Below are 21,303 nucleotides of genomic sequence, written 5' to 3'. Positions count from 1 at the left end.
TAAGGGATTAGTATAAAACTATGGATTTAACTTCCCTGTAAAGGATATTTTGAGTCCATTTTCATTTTTAATTTCTAATACCGAATTAATTTTTTTAGCTCTTTCAGCCATATTGACTAATCCGTTTTTTCGTTTCAGGGATTCAATAGCGCACCCAATTCCATTATCATGTAGTGATATTATCAATATGTTATCCTTAATATTTAAATGAAGTACAACTTCTGTAGCTTTGCTATGTTTTATACAATTGGTCATCGCTTCTTTAAAGATAAAAATGAGCTGTTTACTCCAATAGTAAGGGAGCGAAATTTGCCTGGACATCTCTAGATTTTCTACATAAAAAGTGATATCTGAATTAGAAAACAGATCTTCTCCAAAGTCTTTTAGATAACAAAAAACATGATCTAACTCATTACTGTTTTGATCTAAGGACCAGATAAAATCTCTCATTCCAGAGTATAAAGAATTAGAATCTCTATTGATTTTTTTAATCTGTTTAAATTCTTTAGTATCCTCTTTCATTTTTTTACTCATTAGATTAGAGAGCACCGATATACTAGCAATTTTGTTTCCTAATTCATCATGAAAATCCTGAGCAATATTTTTATGAACGTTAGTCAATTCTTTTTTCAAAAGTTCTCTTTCGTGCAATGTAGCTTTTAGGAAAGAATTCTTTGCTTTACTTTGTTCTAATTTTAAGCTAATAATAACGAGAAGTAAGACCGAAGTTATAATGACAAGAAAAGTAATAAACCAAGGTCGTTCGTACCATGGATGATAAATGCTAAAAGATTGTGGCGAATCTATTTTCCAATCACTTAATCCGTCTTTATATTTAAATTGAATTTTGTGATTACCATGACTTAAGTGTTGTAACAATAATGTATCTGTATTTAAATGCCTCCAGGAATCTTTATTTATTTTATAATGTATTTTTGTACTATTGGGATTTAAGTAATTTATTGGGTTAACAATAAAATTAGCTCCTTTTTTTTTAATGATAATATCTGTGTTAGATTTGACTTTAAAAGGATAAATATTTTTTTTAATAAACATACCTTTATTACCAGATATATATATATGATCATCTAACTCCATAATTGCGGTTACAAAAGAAGATTTTTGCCCCGAATCCTTATCTAGGGTGTATACAATATCATTTTTATAAATGTTTACACCTCTTTGAGTTGCGATCCATAATATATTATGCTGATCAAAATAGATATCATTAATATGGTTACTTAGGAGCCCTTCCTGCTCACTAAATTTATTTTGAATCTTATTTCCTTCTACGATAAATAAACCTCTGTTTGAAGCAATCCACATTTTGTGATTATGAAATAATACTTTAGTTACTTTTTGTAAAGGAAACCCTGTTGTTTTATCCCAGGTTTCAATTAGCGTTCCTGTATAGGCATTATAAATTCTTATACCTGGTTGATTATCCCGAATAATGTAAAGTTTACCTTTATGTAAATAAACCTCTTTTAACAAATCTCTTTTAAAGCTAATACTGTATATTTTTTTGCCATTTTTGTAGGCATTTAACTCACCACCATGGTTAACATTTTTATTGGAAATGAGAATGTTACCATCTTCAGTTAGTAATTCGAATTGTTTAGTGACGACGACATTAACTGGTGTTTCTTGAATTTTATATTTTTTACCCTCATAACCTCCAAATATGTTAATGCTATGGTCTTTTTTATTTACCTGAATTTTTTCACGATGTTCATTAATACTAATAGAGCTTAAAATTTGTTTATCCTTGATTTTATATAATCGATTTGTAGATAAAACATATAAGGCACTATCAAGTTTTTCAATATCTTTTAGATCATGGTTTATAAATGTGTTACTTCCTAAAAAAAATGGTGGATCCTTAGGAAACATATAAACTCCTTCTCCATATGTGGTAATCCAAAGATTACCATTTTTATCTATTAAATTATCTGAAACCATACTTTTGATACCAATCTCTTTTGATATATCAATAAGTTTTTCGGACTCTAAATCATATTTTAAAGTAACTCTGCTCACATCTGTTATACTTTTACCTATGCAATATAAAATAGAGTCTTTTACTTGTATATCAATAATGGTTCTTTGCATATTGGTGGGAAATACGATACTATCGACCATTCTATCATCTTTGTACTTGTAAATAGTGTTTAGTCCACCTAAAAAAAACGTGTTGTCTGCTTTAGTTACAGTATAGATTTTTTTACTTTTTACTTCATGAAAAATAGAATTAACGCTCAAGGTTTTGGTGTCTAGTGTATATACACCTTTAACATTGTTAGTGATGCGATCTCTTCTGAAACTAGAGTGTATAAAAAGAGTATCGTTTATAATACTTTCGTTAGACAATATTGAGGTGTTTGTAGAGCCATTTTTCGAAAAAACTGTATCTAAGTAAAGTTGTTGTCTTTCCTTGTTTTTATTTTTCAGATAGTAATTTTTATTTTGTTTTTTGTTAAAATCATAAATTGAAAAATTATATCTATTTACGTTTGCGTATAATAAATTATTAGAGAGTAAATGTACCTTATCAATCTTTGTTAATTTTTTTTGTCCAACAGAAGTATGATAAATACTATCGTTTTTTAATTGATAAACTCCAGCTCCCCATGTTGCTATATAAAAGGATTGATTAGAACTGTTTTCAATTATATCTATAACAAATGAAGAGTCTAATCCTTCTTTATAGTTATACGATTTAAAATGGTTTCCATCAAATTTTACTAAACCATTATCTGTACCCATCCATATAAATCCTTCTTGATCTTGAATGATCTGATATGTAATATCATGAGGTAAGCCATTATCTGTTGTAAAATGTTTGAAAAATTGAGATTGTGCATTAAGAATCACACCATTTAGGACAAGAGTATAGCATATTATAAAAAATCTCGACATAGATATGATTATGTTTTTACAAAATTAGTAATCTAAAATAGATAGTATTATTGATTGTCGATATATTTTATTAGCATTAAACACCTGAGTAGTACAATAAACCTACACTTTAAAATTTACTATTTAATGTGAATTCGATGTAAGAATTTAGTTTAAAAAAGCCGTCAAATTGAGTGATTTTTCATAGTGAAACGGAGGGAAATTGTATCAACCCTTCGACGAAGCTCAGGATGACAAGGCTTTTGATGAAAAATTCACTTGTCTTCGATAGCTCTACTGAGCTTGGTCGAAGTACAATTTTCTACCGAAAATCACTCTGACTGACGTAAATTTTCTTATGTCAAACTCACGTTATTTAATAGTTTAAATATAGGTTTCAAAAGTGTCAAAATAAATTTATAAAAAAATCACCCTAAACGGGTGAAAATTGAAATTGAGTAATGAGATATTTTTGGCGTATAATTTAAATCCAAATATGTCATGAAAAAAAATTACAATGTAAACTATTTCTTTGCAAATACTAACCAAGATTTTGATTGCCCTAATTAGAATATTTGCCATATAACTTAATTAATTTAAAAGAATACACCAATTCTTCTAAGACTTATTTACTTGAGATTGTTTTGAAATAAAGACATAGTGTTTTCTGCGGTTTGCTATGAAAACTTAACTCTTTATTCGTACGCTTAAGATAAATAGTAGTATCTCAAAAAATTACACCAAAATAAAATTTAATTATGAAAATACATTTAACAAAAGGAATTATACTACTTATGCTATTGGTAACATTTTCATGTAGCAATGATGATGAACAACCGCAAACCCCTCCTATAGCCGACAAAGCACCAGAGATAAGCGCTCAGACATTTACTGTAGCAGAAAACATTGCAGATGATGTAGTTATTGGTAAAGTAGTAGCCACAGATCCTGAAAACAAAGCACTTATATTTACACTGACTAAAAATAGTGATGCTCTTTTTGAGTTAACCGATACGGGAGAATTAAGCCTTGCAAAAGATAAAAAACTGGATTTTGAAACCACTACTTCGTATACGATTTCTGTAGAAGTATCAGATGGTACTCATAAGGCCAGTGCAGATATTACAGTTGCTGTAGAGAATGTTGTAGAACCTTTTATTACCACCTGGAAAACAACTGAAGCTAACGAAACGATTACTATTGGAGTTACTAAGGAATTAACATATGATTATACCATAGATTGGGGTGATGGTACTATTGAAAAGAATCAAACTACGCTTCCTAGTCATACTTATGTAACAGCCAATACATATACAGTTAAAGTTTCAGGAAAATTTCCTAGTATCTCTATTAACGTTGGAAAAGATGCTCATAAACTACAGACTATAGAGCAGTGGGGAGATATTAAATGGGAATCGTTTTATGGAGCTTTTGCAGGATGTAATAATATGATTTATAATGCCAAAGATGTACCTGATTTGTCTAGAGTAACTAGCATTGCAGGTATATTTGCCCGTTGTACTATGTTTAATGCAGAAGATCTTAATGATTGGGATGTTAGTACAATTATAGACATGAGAGGAGTATTCGTAGATGCTTCTTCCTTTAATGGTAATATAAGTAATTGGAATGTAGGTAAAGTTACAAATATGTTATCAATGTTTGCAGGCTGTAGCAAGTTTAATGGAGATCTTAATGATTGGGATGTTAGTAATGTTACTAATATGGAAGGAATGTTTGATAATGCAGATTCTTTTACCGGAGATTTAAATAGTTGGAATGTAAGCAAAGTTACAAATATGTCTGGTATATTTTCCGGGGCTGATTCTTTTAATGGGAACTTAGGCACTTGGAATGTAAGTAATGTTAACGATATGAGTAAAATGTTTTCTGATGCTACGTCTTTTAATGGGGATATAAGTCAATGGAATGTAAGTAATGTTACCAATATGGGAAGTATGTTTTCTGGAGCTACATCTTTTAATGGAGATGTAAATCAATGGAATGTGAGTAAAGTTACAAATATGGGATCTATGTTTCGGAAGGCTACATCTTTTAGTGGAGATATTAGTAATTGGGATATTAAAAATGTTACTACCATGGAAGAGATGCTTGATCATACTAATATTTCTACAGCTAATTATGATGCATTACTTACCAAGTGGGCAGCACTACCAAATGTACAGTCCAATGTAGCTTTTGGAGTAGAAGGATTAGTCTATTGTACTGCATTTAGTGAAAGAATCAATTTAATAGACGGTAAACGTTGGAGAATCATAGGGGATACTTCTTGCCCTAGATAGATATAAGTAATAAGTAATATACATAAGGAAGCTTTCCTATAATTTGAAAGCTTCCTTTTTACCAGATTTTGAATATTCTATATTCAAGTTGTGTTCCTATTATGAGTATACACATGTTATAGATATCAAATAAAACACAGCAAATATCAATTATTAAAAACAAAATTAGGATGCTCTTCTGGTTTTTAAATCTAGAGCGTACGCCTCAAAAATTAATATACAAATGAAGAAACGAAAACAAATAATAAGAAGTGCATTGACTTTATTGTTGATAGCTATATTATCTATTGGATGTAGTAAAGACGATGATGTGCCATCACAACCTGAACCTCCTGTAGTCAACAAAGCACCAGAGATAAGCGCTCAGACATTTACTGTAGCAGAAGATATTGCAGATGACGTAATTATTGGTACTATTACTGCTACCGATAAAGAAGATAATGCCTTAACTTTTACACTTACTAAAAATGACAAAGATCTTTTTGAGTTAAGTACAAAAGGTGAATTAAGCCTTGCAAAAGATAAAAAACTGGATTTTGAAACCATTGCATCTCATACGTTAACTGTTGATGTATCTGATGGTACACATAAAGCCAGTGCAGATATTACGATTACTGTAGAAAATGCAATAGAACCTTTTGTCACCACCTGGAAAACTACCACCGCTAATCAAGTTATTGCTATTGGCCTTAACAAGGATGTTATTTACAATTATACGATCGATTGGGGTGACGGTACTGTTGATAAGAACCAAACTACCACACCAAGCCATAGTTATGTAACTGCAGGGACATATACGGTTTCTATATCAGGGACATTTCCTATGTTTATGATGTCACCTGAGAGCAGGGAAGCACTCGAAACCATAGAACAATGGGGAGATAACCAATGGGAATCGCTTTTAGGAGCTTTTGCTGGAGCCGTAAATATGACATATAATGCTAAAGATGTACCAAATCTATCCAAAGTAACTAGTATTGCAGGCTTATTTGCTAATTGTGCTAAGTTTAATGCAGATCTTAATGATTGGGATGTTAGTACGATTACAGATATGAGAGCGGTGTTCGATAATGCTATTTCTTTTAATGGAGATATTAGTAACTGGGATGTAAGTAAAGTTGTAAATATGACATCAATGTTCGCTAATTGTGCTAAGTTTAACACCGACCTTAATAATTGGGATGTAAGTAGTGTTACCGATATGGAGAGTATGTTTTATAAAGCGTTGTCTTTTAATGGAGATATAAGCCAATGGAATGTTAGTAAGATTACAGATATGACAGGTCTGTTTTATGGAGCGACCGCTTTTAATGGAGATCTTAGTAAATGGGATGTAAGCAATGTTACTAGGATGAGAAGCATGTTTATTGGTGCTACTGCTTTTAATGGAGACATAAGCCAGTGGGATGTAAGTAATGTTACTGATATGGGAAGTATGTTTTCTGGAGCTACATCTTTTAATGGGGATCTTAGTAAATGGAATGTAAGTAAAGTTACAAATATGAGATCTATGTTTTGGAAGGCTACATCTTTTAGTGCAGATATAAGTAATTGGGATATTCAAAACGTTACAGTAATGGACGGGATGCTTGATAACACTAATATTTCTACAGTTAATTATGATGCACTACTTACTAAGTGGTCAGCGCTACCAAATGTACAATCTAATGTAGCTTTTGGAGTAGAAGGATTAGTCTATTGTACTGCAGCTAGAGAAAGAATCAATTTAACAGACGGTAAACGTTGGAGAATCATTGGGGACACTTCTTGCCCTAGATAGATATAAGGGATCAGTAGTATACAAAAGGAAGCTTTCAAATTATAGGATAGCTTCCTTTTTACCAGGTTTTAATATTCTATATCCAAATTATCAACCAGCTCTTTTTAAGAACATATCCATGTTATAGATATCACATAACACATAACGAATATTGAACACATATAAAACAGCTATATGTAAATCGTTATGTGTATACTACTTGGAAAAACTATTGCTGTATAACCTCTATACTTAACTAATAGATTGTTATTAAACAAAACTTTTATGGTAAATATTTGTAAATCAATAAGTAAAAGTAAATGGTTTCAAAACCTGGTCACCATTGCAATTTTGGTTGCAGGTGTTCTGGTTGGGATTGCTACGTATCCCAAATTTTCTTCAGAACATGAAGAAATATTAGAATGGTTAAATCAAATAATTTTAGGGGTTTTTATTATAGAAATTGTTGTAAAAGTTATTGCAGAAGGAAGAAAACCCTGGCTTTATTTTACAGATGGGTGGAATATTTTTGACTTTGTCATTGTAGCAGCTGCATTTCTTCCTTTTGGAGGAAGCTCTATAGCCATATTACGTTTACTGCGTTTATTAAGGGTGTTAAAACTTATAAAAGCATTACCAAAACTTCAAATGTTGGTAGGAGCACTATTAAAAAGTATCCCTTCTATGGGGTATGTTTCTATTCTATTATTGTTACTTTTTTATATCTACGCTGTAGCCGGTGTGTTCTTCTTTTCAGAAAATGACCCCATACATTTTCAGGATTTACAAAGATCGATGCTATCCCTATTTAGAGTGGTAACATTAGAAGATTGGACAGATATTATGTACATAAATATGTTTGGGTGCGAGAATTACGGGTATGATGGTAATATGAATCTTTGTATAAATTCAAAAGGCTCTTTAGTGCTCTCGGTTACTTACTTCGTATCATTTGTCCTTATCGGGACTATGATTTTCTTAAACTTATTTATAGGGGTTATTATGAATGGTATGGACGATGCTAAAAATGAAATGCTACTCGAAAATCAAGTACAATCTGGAGAACAAGATACAAGTATCGAAGATGTAGAAGGCAAAATATTTGAACTGCAAGAACTACTGGTGCTCTATAAAATTCAACAAAAAGAGGAATGAAATATAAAAGTAAATGGTATTTAATAATTAAATAAAACGAATAAAAATGGGATTTTTTGATAAAGTAAAGAATAAACTAGGTATTGGAGGAGTAAAAGTAACTCTACAAATTCCTGGACATGTTGCTAAAGAAAGTGAACAAGTAGAAGGTAAGGTGGTGTTAACCACAAAAAGCGAACAAGAAATTATAGAAGTCGAAATCAAATTTGTAGAGGAGTTTACAAAAGGACGAGGAGATAATACAAGTACAGAATCTTTTGATTTGGGTGCGATTAAGTTTTCTGATACTTATGCTATTAAACCAGGAGAGGTAAAAGAAATTCCTTTTATTTTACCATTTAAGTTATTAAAATCTAAAGCAGATTCATTGGCAGAAAAAGGAGGAACTCTTGGCGCAATCGGAAAGATGAGCAAGTTCGCATCTAATGAAAAATCAAAATACATGGTAGAGGCTAATGTAGATGTAAAAGCAGCTGTCCTTGATCCTTCTGATAAAAAAGATATTAAATTAATATAGTACATATTCTTATAAAAATTAGAGGTTGTTAAATCTATTATAGAATGTAGTAGTGATTATTAATAGAAAATTAACCAAAATAGGTTGTCTGATCAGACAACCTCTTTTTTTGAGTATTTAATAGCATAGGTTTTTAATTGAATATAAAAACCAATATCAAATAAAACCTGACGAATATCTAGTAGTGTATAGCGAATACAAAACAACTTCTTTTCGTGATAAACATCTTGTTAGGTTTGCATCAAAATATCAATTATTAGAAACAAAATTACGTATGCTCCTTGGGTTTCTTTTTTTTGAAACCAGGGCGCAGGCCTCAAAAAAATGTACAAATGAAGAAACGAAAACAAATTAAAGTAAGTGTACTGGCCATATTGATGATGGCCGTATTGTCAATTGGATGTAATAAAGATGATGATGCACAACCGCAACCTACAGTTAATAAAGCACCAGTGATTAATGCTCAAACATTTACTGTTGCCGAAAATATTGCTGATGATGTAGTGATTGGTACTGTAGCAGCAACAGACCCAGAACAAGCTTCACTTACTTTTGCGCTTACCCAAAATAGTAACGATCTTTTTGAGTTGACTGATGCTGGAGAATTAAGCTTGATAGCAGGTAAAAAACTTGATTTCGAAACCAATACCACATATACGCTTACTGTAGAAGTATCAGATGGTATACATAAAGCTAGTGCAGTGATTACTATTTCTTTAGAAAATGTAGCAGAGGCTTTTATTACAACCTGGAAAACTACCGCGGCTAATGAAGAAATTATTTTTCAACTGAATGATGAGTTAACCTATAATTTTACTATCGATTGGGGGGATGGAACCATAGAAACTAATGTAACAACTACCCCCAAACATACCTATGTAGAACCAGGAGTGCATACAGTTGCTGTTTCTGGAGTATTACCCGCCATTCAATTTAAAGATAAACCTGATGAAATTGAAGGAGAAGGTGCGGTTTCAAATGCTGCGAAATTAGAAACGATAGAGCAGTGGGGAGATAACCAATGGGAGTTTTTTACAGAAGCTTTTATTGATTGCAAAAATATGACTTATAACGCCAAGGATATACCAAATTTGTCAAAGGTAACAGAATTGCAATCTATGTTTTATGGTTGTACTAAGTTTAATGGGGATATTAATAATTGGGATGTGAGTACCATAACAAGCATGAGAAGTATGTTCTCTGGCGCCAGTTCTTTTAACAAAGCCCTCGATCAATGGGATGTTAGTAATGTAACAGACATGAGAGGAATGTTTTCTAATGCCACTTTATTTAATGGAAACATAAGTACATGGAATGTTGGTAAGGTAGAAAAAATGGGTTCTATGTTTTTTAAAGCTACTTCTTTTAATGGAAACATAAGTACATGGAATGTAGGTAAGGTAACTAATATGAGTAGTATGTTTAATGGTGCTACTGCATTTAATAGTGATATCAATCAGTGGAACGTTGGTAGCGTAACCGATATGGGATCAATGTTTAGCGAAGCTACTTCTTTTAATAAAGATCTTAGTAATTGGAACGTAGCTAATGTAACAAGTATGAGATATATGTTTGCTATAGCTTCATCTTTTAATCAAGATCTTAGTAAATGGGATGTGAGCAATGTAACTACTATGGAACAAATGTTTTCTGGGGCAGTTGCTTTTAATGGAAAAATAGATATATGGGATGTAAGTAATGTAACATTAATGGCTGGGATGTTTTCTAATGCTACCTCTTTTAATGGAGATATTGGTAAATGGAATGTGAGTAAGGTTACTAATATGATGTTTATGTTTTCTAATGCTACCTCTTTTAATGCGTATCTTGGTAATTGGAATGTGAGCAATGTGGCCTTTATGAGAGGGTTGTTTTATAAAGCTACATCCTTTAATCAAGATCTTAGAAAGTGGGATGTAAGCAAGGTAACGGTTATGGATAGAATGCTAGACGATACTAATCTTTCTAATGATAATTATGATAATTTATTAATCGAATGGTCTAAATTACCAAACCTACAATCTAATGTAACTTTGGGTGCAAAAGGTTTAGAGTATTGCAATGGTAACGTAGAAAGAAATACTTTAATAGTTGCAAAAGGTTGGACTATTACGGGAGATGTAGCTAAGATTTGCCCTAGATAAATAATATATGTAATATCATTAAAAAAGGTTGTTATTTCTAACAACCTTTTTTTGTACTACTAAATGACAAAAATATTTTTCTTCAGTTTATAAAAAAATATCATGTTACCACTAATCTCGTATTTTGTACTTTTAGACTTTAAAATTAAAATGATCAAAAAACAATAATGGGAGTAGTTGTTAATCAAACCATACAAAATGCTATTATTACTTGTATGGGGTTTGGTATTGGAGCCATAAATACATTGTTCTTATTCACCAATTTTATGGACGAACAACATTATGGATTGGTCTCTTACCTGATTACAGCTTCAAATCTAATATGGCCTCTAATGGCATTTGGTGTACATAACACCCTGGTGAAATTTTTTTCATCGTACTTAGATCAGGAACAACAAGATAGATTTCTAACCATGATGTTGATCTTACCATTATTGATAGCTCTAATTCTTGGAATACTAGGTTCGTTTTTCTATACTACAATTCTGGACTTATTTAGTGATAAGAATACAATAGTGCAACCTTATGTATGGACTATTTTTATTCTGGCATTTGCAGTTTCCTATTTTGAAATCTTTTTTGCATGGTCTAAAGTAAAACTTAAGAGTGTGTTCGGAAACATCATGAAAGAGTTGTTTTTAAGGTTATGTATAAGTATTCTTTTGTTTTTGGTATATTTTGAAATTCTAACTGTTGAGCAATTTGTATATGCACTCATGAGTGCATATGTTTTGCGCACAGGGATTATGCAAGCATATGCATTGAAACTTCACCGTTTTAAACCACGGTTTTCTTTACCCGATAATTATATTTCTGTACTCAAATATTCTGGATTAATATTGATTGCCGGTTCTGTGGCTACTTTGTTAATTGATTTGGATAAGACGATGATAGAACGTTATCTTCTTATAGAAAATGTGGCTAAATATGGAATATGCGCTTATATCGCTAGTGTGATTATTATTCCTTCTAGAGCCATGCATCAGATTACGTACCCATTAACCGCTAAATTAATTAACGAAAAGGCAAAAGATCAATTGCGAGATTTGTATAAAAAAAGCTCTTTAAACCTTTTAGTGACCAGTGGGTTACTTTTTGTATTGATTACTTGTAATGTACATCAGCTTTTTGAAATTATCCCTGATGAGTATGAACTGTTTATTTGGGTTGTAATTTTAATAGGGAGTGCTAAGCTATTCGATAATCTTTTAGGAAATAATAATGCAATTCTATATAGTTCTGATTATTATAGAATGGTACTATATATAGGAGTAGGGATGGCAATTCTTACAGTGATACTTAATATGCTTTGGATTCCTGCTTTTGGCGTTACCGGTGCAGCTATTGCTACGTGTATTGCCGTGTTTTGTTATAATTTTGCTAAGTTATGGATTGTCTACGCCAAATTTGGGATGCATCCTTTTTCACAAAAAACAGCTTTGGCATTAGTGCTCATTATAGCTTTTGTTTTTGGTTTTTATTTTTGGGAATTACCGCTTCATCCAATTCTTAATATCATTCTTAAAAGCGTATTAATAGGCTTGGCATATGCTATTGTTTTTTATACACTGAAAGTATCTGACGATATTAATAACTTAATACAGAAAATCCCTCGAGGTGCTTAAAGCATACTACTCAGAGGGATTTTCCAACTAACCAACCAAAAAATTTAATGTCTTATATATCTTCTTAGCTTCTACTTCTGCTACTACGAGAACGAGAATTGTTTGATCTCGATGCTCTGCTAGAAGTATTGCTTCTTTGTCTATTTGTTGTTGTTCTGGATCTATTTGTTCTTTTACTACTATATTGACTGTTATTAGAACGTTTTGTTACATTACCAGAGTAATTTCTACCAGAACTTCTTTGTCTTCGAACCTGATTCGTTTTTGCAACTGCGCTACGAGATCTACTGCTTCTGTCGTACTTAGGTCTGTTGGTTACAGCACTTCGGGTTCTTTGTTGAGTTGATTGCACTCTTTGTCTAGATGGTGTACTTCTATTGTTAGATTGTACTCTCTGTCTGGTTTGTGCATTTCTACTCGTTGTACGTGTTCTTGTATTTGGTGTTACAGAACGTGTTCTGTTTATGTTTCCAACTTTATTGTTAATCGATCTACTTCTGGTAGTAGTTCTGGTACCATAATTATTTGATCTACTTCTAGCATTACTTCTGGTGCTATAATTATTAGATCTGCTACGAGTCACATTACTCTTATTGTAATTAGATCTGCTACGAGCTACTCTACTATAGTTACGATCATTTCTTTTGTACATTGCTGTCCTATGATCTCTTGTTCTATAATTGGTACTTCTGGCACGAGAACCTCTATATCCTCTGTTATAACTTGTTACTCTACTATGAGGTCTGTAATAATTACGACTTCTATAAGGTCTGCTGTAATATCCATTATAATAATTAGTTCTATATACGGTATATGAGCATCTATATGGAGTATAATATCTTCTGTATGGTCTTTCATATACAATACATCTACTTACTACCGGTACTGTAAAATAAGCGTGAAACGGTCTGTATTCATAAAATCTGTTATAGCGGTTAATATAACCTGTACAGTTTAAGAAATTTCCGTAGCTGTTATAATGAACATATAATCCACCAACTCTAGAAATACGACCATAATTATTATAATTAATGTAAATATCTCCTGCTTGTACAATTCTACCATAATAGTCATAAAAGATAGGTGTATCTTCTATTTGTACTACAGCTCCATAATCATCATATTGTACATAAGCGTCATAGTCATACCCAGAATTAAAACTTATATTTACTCCCGGCGCATTCACTCCAATACTTACACCACTTCTTTGTCCATTGATATAAAAATCAAATTGGCCATCTGCATATACCGAAAAATCGATTCCTCCTTCAGAGAAAATAAATGATTTTCCATAATTGTAATATCTGGCAGACGATTCTGTATTCGTTTCTGAAGCGTTAGCAGTAAATGATGCTAACAATAAGCCTGTAAAAAGTAAAACAAAATTTTTCATAATCTGTGGTTTTAAAAAGAGAATAGAAATTAATTTTTCGTTCTCAATTTTATAGTATCAAGCAGTGTGCCAAAAAGTTAATTGTTTGTAAAACAGTTATTTGTGTTTTTTTTAGTGTTTAAAATTGTTATCGTTTGGAGTCTGCTATCTAGAAAAAAATATAAAAATATATTCATGATAGGGGGTAACAATATTCTTTATCTATTGATATGAAGGTGTAAACTTTAAAAATTAAGATGATGAATACGTTAAAGAATATATTCGGAATGATATTGGTATTAGTAGCAGCTTTTTTGATAAGTAGTTGTTCAAAAAATGATGATGAGCCACTACCGCAACAAGAAATTCTTGGTTATCAAGATATTCTGGGGTTTTATGAGGCCAATGGAGTACAAAAACAAGATTTTGAAGTTGATGCAACCACAGGAGGTTCTATTACTGGAAAGGATGGAACTAAGGTAATTTTTCCTCCAAATTCATTGGTTGATAGTGATGGAAATTTAATTAATGGTATAGTAGATGTTTCTATTAGAGAGATTTTTACAGCAAGTCAAATGATCTTGTCGAATAAACCTACTAATGCAGTTAATTTTTCTGATGAAAATACCTTCCTTCTTTCTGAAGGAGAAACAGAAGTTGTGGTTACTCAAAACGGAAATTCTCTGGATATTGCACCAGGTACATTTTATCAAGTTCAGGTTCCATCTACTGGAGGAGAGGATAACGACATGCTTCCTTTTACTGGTACAGTAACAAATGATGGAAGTATTGTTTGGAATGCAACAGCAGATATAGGAATTGGTAATGGTTCTAGTGGTATAGCGTATAATGCAGCTCCGTCCTCTTATATCTATGATGTATTTGATACCGGATGGTCAAATTGCGATAAGTTTTATGCATATCCAGGAGCAAAAACTACAAATTATATAAATTTAACTAATAGCCCTAACGCTGCAGAAACTGCTGTTTATTTGGTCTTTAAAGAAAATAACTTGCCTGCTGTTGTTAAGATCTTTAATGCTGGGACTCCAATCATACAAAGCTATACAGATTCTTTACCAGTTGGACTGGCAGTTACTTATGTAGCAATTACAATAGAAAATAATCAACAGTATTTAGCCATTAAAAATGTGATTATCTCTGAAGAAGAAGAGCTTTCGTTTACTTTTGAACCCAAAACTACACAAGAAATTTTGGATGTCCTGGCATTATTAGATTAATAGTATAATTGGTTTGTGGTTTAGATTGATATACAAAATATCACATGTACGATATTTTGTATATCAATTGTATTATGATAAGAAAATCTAACAAATCGCTTATTTTCTATTTTGGAAATAAGCTTTTATCAATATTGGGTATAACCTTTAATGCATTTTTATAATACAGTTTTTTTAATACTTCATCATCTAGATCTAATCCATACATTTTCCAGAAAGCGTGATATCTTTTGTAGTAAGGAAAATATTCATCGTCTGATTCTAAAACCCTGAAATAGGTATAATACTCTTGGGGATTCCAAGAATCTTTTCCAAACATTACTCTATCCTGGTATTTGGTAAGGAAAGCTTTTGCGTTCCGAGGTTGCCGACCTAATTCTGCTATAACCGCTCCAATCTCGCTATACATATTGGGCATTTCATCCATAAGTTCGGCAAGTTTTGCCAGGTTGTTTCCGTACCAACCTAAGTGTGCATTGATAAATTTGGTGTTTTTATGTTTTTTAAAAATGTTGTGTTGTTCTTGTATAATGGTTTCCCAGGAACCTGTTACTTTGGGATCTCTTTTTCTTCTGGATCGTAGTTTAAGTTCTAGCCAGCGCTCATTCTTATTGTCATGTGGATCCCAAAATGATTTTGGATCTGCAGAATGTATCAAAACCGGAATACCTAGCTCACCACATTTTTCCCATACAGGTCCTATTCTGGAGTCATCTATCTTAATACGATTGCCTTTACTATCTTTATTATCCATTCCCTGGCTTTTATAGATTTTTAATCCGTTGGCTCCCATGGCTACGTCTTTTTCTATTTGCGCAACAGTTTTTTCTGTCCACCCAGGTTCATCTATTCCTTTAAGATCAATATTGGTAAATACAATAAATCTGTTTGGAAAATTAGTTTTTACGTTTTCTAAAGATTTGATAAGATGTTCATCAGACCCTCGACCTCTTCCTGATAGGTTTACCATAACCCCCATATTTAGTTTATCCATTTCGGTAACAACATCCTGTAGATTTTGGGTTGGCATTCTAAATTGATGGTTATGAACATCGATAAAGGGGAATTTTGCTTTTTTAATCTTTGTCTCGGGAACGACCAGAGTAGAGGGTGGGTCGTAGTCTTCGAATTGCATTTTTTGAGCATGGATTGATGCACTAACCATTATAAAAAAGAATAGAAAAGTTGTATAGAAGTTCATATTTTTTGATTTGATATAGAACTCATCTGGAACTCATTTAGTGAAATGATTACTCAAGATGAGCTATAAATATATAACATTCATGCTGTCTTGAAAAAAGGTTAACAACACTTTAAACCTCGGTAACATCTAGTTTAGAGATATTTTTAATTCATCATATATATTTTGCGTTAGGGATAGTAGTGTAAATCCCACAGCACACCATAGGTGTGTGAGGAATTGCAACGGATAGCCCGCTCGAACGCCCTAAATAAAAAACCCCGCGACCAAATACTCCTGGCAACGGGGTTTAAACAACTAACCAATCTTTATATTATCTAATCATCATCATCATCACTATATCTTTTTTTTCTTTTTCTATTTTTATAATAGTGGTCATCATCATCGTCATCATCGTCATTATGTTTATAGTGTTTATGTTTCCAATTTTGATTATAGTAAGGGGAATGGGTGATCGAACATCCATCTATTCCACAATACCCACAACCATCATAATGAACATTACCTTCTACATACTTTATTCGTCCATATTTTTTATAGTAGATATATAACCCTCCTATTTGATACACCAATCCTCTTCTGTTATATCGCATAGATACCGAGCCTATTCTACGTACTCTATTGTATCGGTCATAGGTAATATAGTTACGTCCTACCTTTTTTAGTCTACCATAATAATCATACCTAATGAAGTTATTATAGTGTCTGCGATGTGCATATGAACCGGGCGAATTATGTACGTTACGGTTCCAGTTTCTATGGTGGGACCTTCCTCTTCTTTTAATGATTCTATAATCAATATCTCCTTCTGGATACACAAAAAATTGTACCCCGCCCTCTACAAATACAATAGGTTGTGCGTTGTGATAGCGTTTTGTAACCCTATCCTTGTGATCCGAGTGTTTTTGGTCGGTCGCTCGTGCAGTTGTTCCTACTAGTAATAATACTGCAATAAAAAGTATCATTTTTTTCATAACTTACATGTTTTGGGTTTATGCCTACTCATTAGCTTTTCGGCTTCCGCTATTTGATAACTAGTGTTTCAAATGGCGTGCCAAAAGTATACTTGAAACTAAAATTGTGAGTAACTATCTGTTTTTTAGGTTATTATTTTTTAGGGTTTATACTTTTTAATTTATTATACGTATCATTTTATACCGTAAAAGGATATCTTATTGTATACATATAGCTACTGCACGCTGCAGGAGATCGTTCTTATGGTATATGTAGTTGCTGCATGCTGCAGGAGATCGTCTTATGGTATATATGTAGTTGCTGCATGCTGCAGGAGATCGTCTTTTAGTACATATGTAGTTACTGCACGCTGCAGGAGATCGTCTTTTAGTACATATGTAGTTGCTGCACGCTGCAGGAGATCGTTCTTATGGTATATGTAGTTACTGCATGCTGTAAAAAAGTTGTATTGAATATAGTGCTTCTGATGATTTAGAGTTTCTCTTTTAGGTATTCTCCTGTATACGATTCTTTGATTTTTACAATTTCTTCGGGTGTACCTTTTGCAATGATATTACCTCCGTTTTTACCACCTTCTTGTCCAAGATCAATAATATAATCGGCACATTTTACAAGATCCAAATTGTGTTCTATCACTAAGATAGAATGCCCTTTTGCAATCAATTCATTAAAGGACTTGAGTAATTTCTTGATATCATGAAAATGAAGCCCTGTGGTCGGTTCATCAAAGATAAATAGAGCTTTGTCTTTGGTATTTCCTTTTACTAAAAAGGAAGCTAATTTAATTCGTTGCGCTTCACCACCAGAAAGGGTAGAAGAGCTTTGTCCTAATTGCACATACCCCAAGCCAACGTCTTGTAAAGGTTGTAATTTCCTTTGGATTTTGGTTTGATTATGATCAGAAAAGAAATCAATAGCATTATCTATGGTCATCGAGAGTATATCATGGATGTTTTTATCATGAAATGTTACTTCGAGAACATCTTTTTTAAAGCGTTTTCCGCCACAGGTTTCACATTCTAGATGTACATCGGCCATAAACTGCATTTCTATGGTAACTTCTCCTTCTCCTTTGCAGGTTTCGCATCGGCCACCATCTACATTAAAAGAAAAATGTTTTGCTTTATAATTACGAATACCAGACAATTTTTGAGTAGCAAACAGGTTACGAATATCGTCATAGGCTTTAATATAAGTAACTGGATTAGAGCGCGAGGATCTACCAATTGGGTTTTGATCTACAAACTCTACATGTTTTATATTACTGTAGTTACCCTTAAGCTCTGTAAACTGTCCTGCTTTTTCTCCGTATCCTCCTAATTGTTTAAGCAAAGAAGGGTAAATGATTTTTTTAACAAGTGTACTCTTACCACTACCCGATACTCCTGTAATAGCTGTAAAGACCCCGAGAGGAACTTTTACATCTATATTTTTTAGGTTATTCTCACGTGCACCTATAATTTCGACATAGTATTTTGAGGTTCTTCTGGTTTTGGGAACTTCGATTTCAAGAGCACCATTTAGGTATTTTGCGGTAAGAGAATCTGCTTTTAGAATCTGATCAAAAGTACCTGTTGCAACAACATGCCCCCCATAAGTACCTGCTTCGGGGCCAATATCTATGATTTCATCGGCAGCTTTCATAATATCTTCATCGTGCTCTACAACAATTACGGTATTTCCTAAATCACGAAGAGATTGTAGCACTTTAATCAGCTTTTCGGTATCTTTTGGATGTAATCCTATACTAGGCTCATCAAGAATATACATAGAACCAACCAAACTACTTCCTAATGAGGTTGCCAGGTTAATACGTTGCGATTCACCACCCGATAATGTGTTGGATTTACGATTAAGTGTTAAGTATTCTAGTCCTACATTTTGTAAAAACTCTAATCGACTATTAATTTCTTTAAGAAGACGCTTAGCAATTTTTGCATCATATTCATTAAGCGTTATGTTTTTAAAGAAATCAGCTAGTTCGTTTAAAGGTTTTTCTACCAGATCTGTTATTGTAGCTCCATCGATTTTTACATAGTTTGCTTCTTTACGCAAGCGCTTTCCTTTGCAGGTATTACATTTTGTTTTTCCGCGATAGCGAGAAAGCATTACCCGATTCTGAATTTTGTAAGCTTTGGCTTCCAGTTCTTTAAAGAAGCTGGTAATCCCTTCAAAATACTCATTTCCTTTCCATAGCAATTCTTTATCCTGATCTGATAATTCGAAATACGGTTTATGAATAGGGAAATCAAATTTATAAGCGCTATTTACCAATTGGTCTTTATACCATCCCATACTATCGCCTTTCCAGGGAAAAACTGCTCCTTCAAATACACTTAGTGCAGTATTTGGGATGACAAGATCTTCATCGATACCAATTACATCACCATACCCTTCGCATTCTGGGCAGGCTCCATACGGATTATTAAAACTAAATAAATGTATATTAGGTTCTAGAAAAGAGAGTCCGTCTAATTCGAATTTATTACTAAATTGTCTTAGGTTACTTTCTTTTAATGTTTCGATAAAACAAGTGCCTTTACCTTCAAAAAATGCAGAATCAACAGCATCTGCCAAGCGATTATAAAAATCTTCGTCGTCTCTTTTTACAATACGATCGACTACCAGGTAAAAATCATCTTTTTCTTGTATAGAAGCATCTTCTATCCGGGTTACAGTGCCATTATTTTTTATACGTGCATATCCCTGTTGTTGTAATACTTTTAATTTTCCTTCTAGGGTACGACCTTCTTCGATATGGATAGGAGAGAGGAGTAAAAGTTTTTCGCCATCTTCAAAAGATTTTACGTATTCGATAACATCGGTTACGCTATCTTTTTTTACCTGATTACCCGAAACAGGAGAATACGTCTTACCTATTCGGGCAAAAAGTAATTTTAAATAATCATATATTTCTGTAGTAGTACCGACAGTAGATCTTGGATTGGTAGAGTTTACTTTTTGCTCTATTGCAATAGCTGGAGCTATACCTTTTATATAATCTACTTTGGGTTTATTAAGACGTCCTAAAAACTGCCTGGCATAAGACGAAAGACTTTCTACATATCTACGTTGTCCTTCGGCATACAAAGTATCAAAAGCCAAACTAGATTTACCAGAACCAGATAATCCTGTAATGACTACTAATTTGTTTCTAGGGATAACGGCATCTAAATCTTTCAGGTTGTGAAGTTTAGCTCCTTTAATAATTATATTCTCTTTTGGATCTAAGGTTGTAATATCTTGAATCATAGTAAATATGCGGTAAGAGCGCAAAGATAAGGATTACTAAACAAGTATTATAACCTATGTAGATTGAAAGTTTAGTTAAAAAAATTAACAAGAAATTGTTTGAAATTCAATGATTGTTATTATATTAGCCCCTCATTAAGGAACCAAAATTTAAACAAAACTGCCTATAGCATACCTTTACTTTAAAAGTTTAACATAGCACGAGCCCCACCGCTTGTTTGTACTAAATAATAGTCAAGGTATGAAAAATTACACCCTAACAGACGCAGTTCTGGTTAATAACTACATTAAAGGAGACGAATGTGCTCTTTCTGTTCTTATCGAACGTCATAAGCAACGTATTTACAGTTTTATTTATTCAAAAGTTTTTGATAGAGATGTCTCTGAAGATATTTTTCAGGATACTTTTATCAAAGTAATCCGAACATTAAAAAACGGAAAATATAATGAAGAAGGTAAATTTCTTCCTTGGGTAATGCGTATTGCTCATAATTTGGTAATTGATCACTTTAGAAAAGGAAATCGTATGCCAAAATTTGAAGATAATGGAGAATTTAGCATTTTTTCTGTAATTAGTGATGGAAACCTAAATGCCGAAAAGAGATTAATAAAAGATCAGGTAGAAGAAGATCTGCGTAATTTGATTCAGGAATTACCAGACGATCAGAAAGAAGTCTTAATCATGCGTATGTATAGAGATATGAGTTTTAAAGAAATATCAGACAAAACAGGGGTGAGTATAAACACTGCTCTTGGTAGAATGCGATATGCTTTAATTAATTTAAGAAAAGTAATAGAAAAAAATAATATTGTTTTAACAAATTAAATAATTTTTTTATACAATAAAGTAAAACTAGTGCC

Annotated in this window: 13 protein-coding genes; 8 read left to right on the top strand and 5 right to left on the bottom strand. The window is 32.5% G+C overall.

The window, feature by feature from the left end:
• Nucleotides 1-18 precede the first annotated feature (18 nt).
• The gene (locus ATO12_RS03765) at nt 19-2,919 is read right to left on the bottom strand and encodes a sensor histidine kinase (protein ID WP_034238763.1); all 2,901 of its coding nucleotides are present in this window, start codon (nt 2,917-2,919) and stop codon (nt 19-21) included.
• 737 nt (nt 2,920-3,656) lie between these two features.
• Here ATO12_RS03765 and ATO12_RS03760 point away from each other — a divergent pair.
• The 6 genes from ATO12_RS03760 (at nt 3,657) to ATO12_RS03735 (ending at nt 12,401) form a co-directional block, all read left to right on the top strand.
• Nucleotides 3,657-5,201: a BspA family leucine-rich repeat surface protein gene (locus ATO12_RS03760; RefSeq protein WP_051575591.1), complete on the top strand. Its 1,545-nt coding sequence runs from the start codon at nt 3,657-3,659 to the stop codon at nt 5,199-5,201.
• A gap of 223 nt (nt 5,202-5,424) precedes the next feature.
• Nucleotides 5,425-6,981: a BspA family leucine-rich repeat surface protein gene (locus tag ATO12_RS03755; protein WP_051575590.1), complete on the top strand. Its 1,557-nt coding sequence runs from the start codon at nt 5,425-5,427 to the stop codon at nt 6,979-6,981.
• Between the two features lie 264 nt (nt 6,982-7,245).
• Entirely contained in the window at nt 7,246-8,115 is an 870-nt protein-coding gene (locus ATO12_RS03750; RefSeq protein WP_034238762.1) for an ion transporter, read from the top strand.
• 46 nt (nt 8,116-8,161) lie between these two features.
• Complete coding sequence (locus ATO12_RS03745) at nt 8,162-8,632, top strand: sporulation protein (protein ID WP_034238759.1); 471 nt, start codon at nt 8,162-8,164, stop codon at nt 8,630-8,632.
• 332 nt (nt 8,633-8,964) lie between these two features.
• The gene (locus tag ATO12_RS24590; protein WP_051575589.1) at nt 8,965-10,776 is read left to right on the top strand and encodes a BspA family leucine-rich repeat surface protein; all 1,812 of its coding nucleotides are present in this window, start codon (nt 8,965-8,967) and stop codon (nt 10,774-10,776) included.
• Nucleotides 10,777-10,943: 167 nt separating this feature from the next.
• Nucleotides 10,944-12,401 (top strand): oligosaccharide flippase family protein, encoded by a 1,458-nt coding sequence (locus ATO12_RS03735; RefSeq protein WP_034238756.1) that lies wholly within the window; start codon nt 10,944-10,946, stop codon nt 12,399-12,401.
• 64 nt (nt 12,402-12,465) lie between these two features.
• Here ATO12_RS03735 and ATO12_RS03730 read toward each other — a convergent pair whose 3' ends face one another.
• The gene (locus tag ATO12_RS03730) at nt 12,466-13,794 is read right to left on the bottom strand and encodes a hypothetical protein (protein WP_034238755.1); all 1,329 of its coding nucleotides are present in this window, start codon (nt 13,792-13,794) and stop codon (nt 12,466-12,468) included.
• Between the two features lie 239 nt (nt 13,795-14,033).
• Between ATO12_RS03730 and ATO12_RS03725 the strand changes: the two genes are divergently transcribed.
• Entirely contained in the window at nt 14,034-15,014 is a 981-nt protein-coding gene (locus tag ATO12_RS03725) for a hypothetical protein (protein WP_034238754.1), read from the top strand.
• Between the two features lie 106 nt (nt 15,015-15,120).
• Here ATO12_RS03725 and ATO12_RS03720 read toward each other — a convergent pair whose 3' ends face one another.
• From ATO12_RS03720 to uvrA, 3 genes are all read right to left on the bottom strand, one after another.
• Entirely contained in the window at nt 15,121-16,215 is a 1,095-nt protein-coding gene (locus ATO12_RS03720; protein ID WP_034238752.1) for an amidohydrolase family protein, read from the bottom strand.
• Between the two features lie 317 nt (nt 16,216-16,532).
• Nucleotides 16,533-17,189 carry a hypothetical protein gene (locus ATO12_RS03715; protein WP_034238749.1) on the bottom strand — a complete coding sequence of 219 codons (657 nt, stop codon included), beginning with the start codon at nt 17,187-17,189 and terminating at the stop codon, nt 16,533-16,535.
• A 472-nt stretch (nt 17,190-17,661) separates the two neighbouring features.
• A complete protein-coding gene (uvrA, locus tag ATO12_RS03710; RefSeq protein ID WP_034238746.1) occupies nt 17,662-20,442 on the bottom strand; it encodes an excinuclease ABC subunit UvrA in 2,781 nt (926 codons plus the stop codon).
• Nucleotides 20,443-20,683: 241 nt separating this feature from the next.
• Here uvrA and ATO12_RS03705 point away from each other — a divergent pair, with 241 nt between their 5' ends.
• Nucleotides 20,684-21,268: an RNA polymerase sigma factor gene (locus ATO12_RS03705; RefSeq protein ID WP_024769545.1), complete on the top strand. Its 585-nt coding sequence runs from the start codon at nt 20,684-20,686 to the stop codon at nt 21,266-21,268.
• The last annotated feature ends 35 nt before the right edge of the window (nt 21,269-21,303 follow it).

The organism is Aquimarina atlantica (assembly GCF_000626715.1).
GTDB lineage: Bacteria > Bacteroidota > Bacteroidia > Flavobacteriales > Flavobacteriaceae > Aquimarina > Aquimarina atlantica.
This window is presented reverse-complemented; position numbering and strand designations above follow the sequence as displayed.